The sequence below is a fragment of the Phenylobacterium sp. genome (assembly GCF_037968635.1).
GTDB lineage: Bacteria > Pseudomonadota > Alphaproteobacteria > Caulobacterales > Caulobacteraceae > Phenylobacterium.
This window is the reverse complement of sequence record NZ_JBBKVV010000129.1, coordinates 1-3,313: the sequence shown is the minus strand read 5'-3', so window position 1 is coordinate 3,313 and position 3,313 is coordinate 1. Positions and strand designations below refer to the sequence as shown.

The following is a 3,313-nucleotide window of genomic DNA, read 5'->3' as shown; positions in this document are numbered from 1 at the left end:
CGTTTCTCCAGGAAAGCGCGGACGCCTTCGCCGAAGTCGTCGTCCTGGGCGCAGAGAATCTGGTTGCGATCCTCCATGGCGATCACCGCCTCCAAACCGCCCGCGTCGATGGCGTGGTTCAGGGCTTCCTTGGTGAGGCGCAGGCCCAGCGGCGTGGCGTTGAGCATATCGCTGGCGAAGGCCTGAGCCTCCGCCTCCAGGGCTTCGGGCGCGACGATGCGGCTGACGAGGCCCAGTTGGTGGGCGCGCTCGGCCTCGATGAAGCGGCCGGTCAGCATGTATTCGGCGGCCACCGAACTGCCCACCATGCGCGGCAGGAAGTAGCTGACTCCGATATCGCAGGCCGAGAGCCCGATGCGGATGAAGGCGGCGTTCATGCGGGTGCGCGGGGTGGCGATGCGGACGTCGGAGGCCAGCGCCAGGGCGAAGCCGCCGCCGCTGGCCGCACCGTCGATGCAGGCGATGATCGGCTGCGGGCAGCGGCGCATGGCGATGACGATCTCGCTGATCTGCCGTTGGCCGGTGAGGCTGGCGCCCACCGAGCGCTTACCGTCATTGGCGCCGGAGCGCTCCTTCAGGTCCAGGCCGGCGCAGAAGGCGCCGCCCGCGCCGCACAGCACCACCACGCGGACGTCGCGCCGCCAGTAGAGGCCGACGAAGAAGTCCCGAAGCTCCTCCACCAGCTTGCGGTTCAGGGCGTTCAGCCGTTCAGGCCGGTTCATGGTGGCCCAGATCACGTCGCCGTCGACGCGCAGGTCCAGGTGTTCGTAGGTCATCGCGTCTGTCCGCCGTCCACCGGCAGCACCGCGCCGTGCACGAAGCTGGCCTGGGGGCTCAGCAGGAAGGCGGCGGCCGAGCCGATCTCCTCGGGTTTGCCGAACCGCTTCATGGGCACCTCGCGCTCCAGCCAGCGGGTCCAGGCCGCCGCGCGCGGACCGGTCGAGCGCTGCTCCCAGTCGCCGCCCGGGAAGACGATGTTGCCAGGCGCGATAGCGTTGACCCGCACGCCGCTGGGGCCGGTGATCTTGGCCAGTTCCTTGGCCAGATGGTTCATCGCGGCTTTGGCGGTGCCGTAGGTCAGCGGCGTGCCCAGGGCGCCCAGGCCGGCGATGGAGCTGATGAACAGGATCGCGCCCTCGCCGCGCGGGGCCATCATCCGGAAGGCGCCGCGCGCCAGCCGCCAGGCCGAGCCCAGGTTCTGCGAGAACCCGGCGTCCCAGGTGTCGTCGTCCACCTCGGTTCCGGGCGGGCAGGGGTGCAGGCCCACATTGGCCACCGCGCCGAAGATCGGGCCGAGCGCGGCCTCCGCCCCGGCCAGAGCCTTCTCGATGACTGCGGTGTCGCGCATGTCGCCCGACATGGCCCAGAGCCGGTCCTCGCCGTACTGGGCGGCGAGCCGGACGCGGGTCTCCTCCAGCGCCTCGGCGCCGCGGGCGGTGATCGCCACCTTGGCGCCCTCGGCCAGGCAGGCCTCCACGATCCCCAACCCAATGCCGCGGCTGGCGCCGGCCACGAAGATGGTCTTGTCCTTGAGGCCCAGGTCCATGTGCGTCTCCCTCTGCGGCCGATCCGACGCCGGCCTGTGAGGGTATCTGGACGCCCGGTCCCCGCGTCAGGCAAGCCCTGCTAGGGCTTGGCGGTGCGGCCGTCGGCGGCGGCCTTCAGGACGCGCAGGGCGTTGCCGCCCCAGACCTTGGCGATATCCTCCTTGGAATAGCCGGCCGCCATCAGGCGTTCGGTGATCTTGGGGTAGTCGGTGACGTCCTCCAGGCCGGCGATCCCCCCGCCGCCGTCGAAATCGCCGGAGACCCCGACGTGGTCGACCCCGGCGACCTCGATCGCGTGCAGCATGTGCTTCATGAAGTCGTCGAGGTTGGCGCGGGGGACGGGCCACTTGGCGTCGATGGCCTTGCGACCGTCCAGGAAGGCCTTGCGCTGGGCCGCCGTCATGTCGCGGCCGGTGGCGCCGACGGACTTCATCAGCTCGGCCATGGCGGCGTCCCGCTCAGGGATCTTCACGGTGGGGACCATGTAGCTGGAGAAGGCGTTGATCTGGATCACCCCGCCCTTGGCGGCCAGGGCCTTGAGCCGCTTGTCGTCGATGTTGCGCGGGTGGTCGAAGATCGCGTCGAGGCCGGAGTGCGACAGGATCAGCGGGGTGGTGGAGAGCTCCAGCATCTGGTCCAGCACATCGTCGGAGGCATGGCTGGCGTCCAGCACGACCCCCAGGCGGTTCGCTTCGGCGACGAAGGCCTTTCCCTTGGGACTCAAGCCGTTCCACTCCTTGCCCTTGGGGTCGGTCGAGGAGTCGCCCAGGTCGTTGTTGGCGAAGTGGATGGGGCCCATCATGCGGACGCCGAGAGTGTAGAAGGTCTGCATCAGGGTGAGATCGGCCTCCACGGGCTGGCTGTTCTCCATGCTGATGAAGACCACCTTCTTACCCGCCGCCACGATTGCGCCGGCCTCCTCGGCCTTGGTGGCCAGGACGAATTGGGCGCCGTGCTTGGCCACCATCTGGTGGATCTCGACGGCCCGCAGCAGGGCGGCGTCGCGGGCCTTGGCGTCGCCTTCCGGGGTGCGGGGACCCTGGGGGGTGAAGATGGCGAAGAAGCCGCCGTCGACGCCACCTTCCACCATGCGCGGATAGTCCACCTGGCTGCCGTCGGCGGCGACTGAGTGGCGGTCCATGATGTCCCAGCCGGCCAGGTGGAAGTTGGCCGGGGTGTCGAAGTGGGTGTCCAGCACGATGGCCGCCTTGTGGGCGTCCTCGGCGGGGGTGGCGGAGAGCGCGGGCAGGGCGCAGGAGGCCCACAGGATCGCGAGCGGAACGGTCAAACGGTGCAAGGCGGCTCTCCAAACTGATGGCCCGAGCCTTGGCCTATCCGCGCCTCAAGGCAAGGCTCAAGCCGCGTCGTGGAAGGTGATCCCCAGGGTAAGGAGCTGGCCGCTGCGCAGGCGGCTGACGCCGTGGCGGATGCCTACGCGGTAGGCGCCTCGGGTCCCCTGGACGGCGCAGCCGTAGCGGTCGAGGTCGGACATGTCGGTGGTCATGGATGGAGGAGTCGGGCCTTTCACAGCCCCGCTCAACTGGGTGTTCGCGACACAGGTCCGGATTGCGCCAGTAGGAGCTGGAGCCTATCCTCGGGGTCTCAGAAGGAGCCTGACGACCATGCGCATGCCGACGGAACGCCGCCTCGTCCCGAACGTCCATGCCCGCAAGGTCGCCCATGCCTGCCCATCTGACACTCGAGCGTCTTTCGTACGCAACGCCTGACGGCGTAAGCCTTTTCGACAATCTGAACCTCGCCTTCGG

Annotated in this window: 4 protein-coding genes; all 4 read right to left on the bottom strand. The window is 69.2% G+C overall.

Translation table 11 applies throughout. From position 1 onward, the window contains the following. The coding region (locus AAC997_RS15655; protein WP_340646631.1) for an enoyl-CoA hydratase-related protein at window positions 1-776 on the bottom strand (776 nt) is incomplete at its 3' end. After that, window positions 773-1,546 carry an SDR family oxidoreductase gene (locus AAC997_RS15650; RefSeq protein ID WP_340646630.1) on the bottom strand — a complete coding sequence of 258 codons (774 nt, stop codon included), beginning with the start codon at window positions 1,544-1,546 and terminating at the stop codon, window positions 773-775. The genes AAC997_RS15655 and AAC997_RS15650, both read right to left, overlap by 4 nt. Before the next feature lie 80 nt (window positions 1,547-1,626). Then, on the bottom strand, window positions 1,627-2,844 hold the full coding sequence (locus AAC997_RS15645) for a dipeptidase (protein ID WP_340646629.1): 1,218 nt from the start codon (window positions 2,842-2,844) through the stop codon (window positions 1,627-1,629). A 57-nt stretch (window positions 2,845-2,901) separates the two neighbouring features. After that, complete coding sequence (locus AAC997_RS15640; protein WP_340646628.1) at window positions 2,902-3,051, bottom strand: 2OG-Fe(II) oxygenase; 150 nt, start codon at window positions 3,049-3,051, stop codon at window positions 2,902-2,904. Window positions 3,052-3,313 lie beyond the last annotated feature (262 nt).

Excerpts from the sequence above, each read along its gene's own strand:
- AAC997_RS15650 (WP_340646630.1), bottom strand. The coding sequence starts at position 1,546 with ATGGACCTGGGCCTCAAGGACAAGACCATCTTCGTGGCCGGCGCCAGC.
- AAC997_RS15640 (WP_340646628.1), bottom strand. The coding sequence starts at position 3,051 with ATGACCACCGACATGTCCGACCTCGACCGCTACGGCTGCGCCGTCCAG.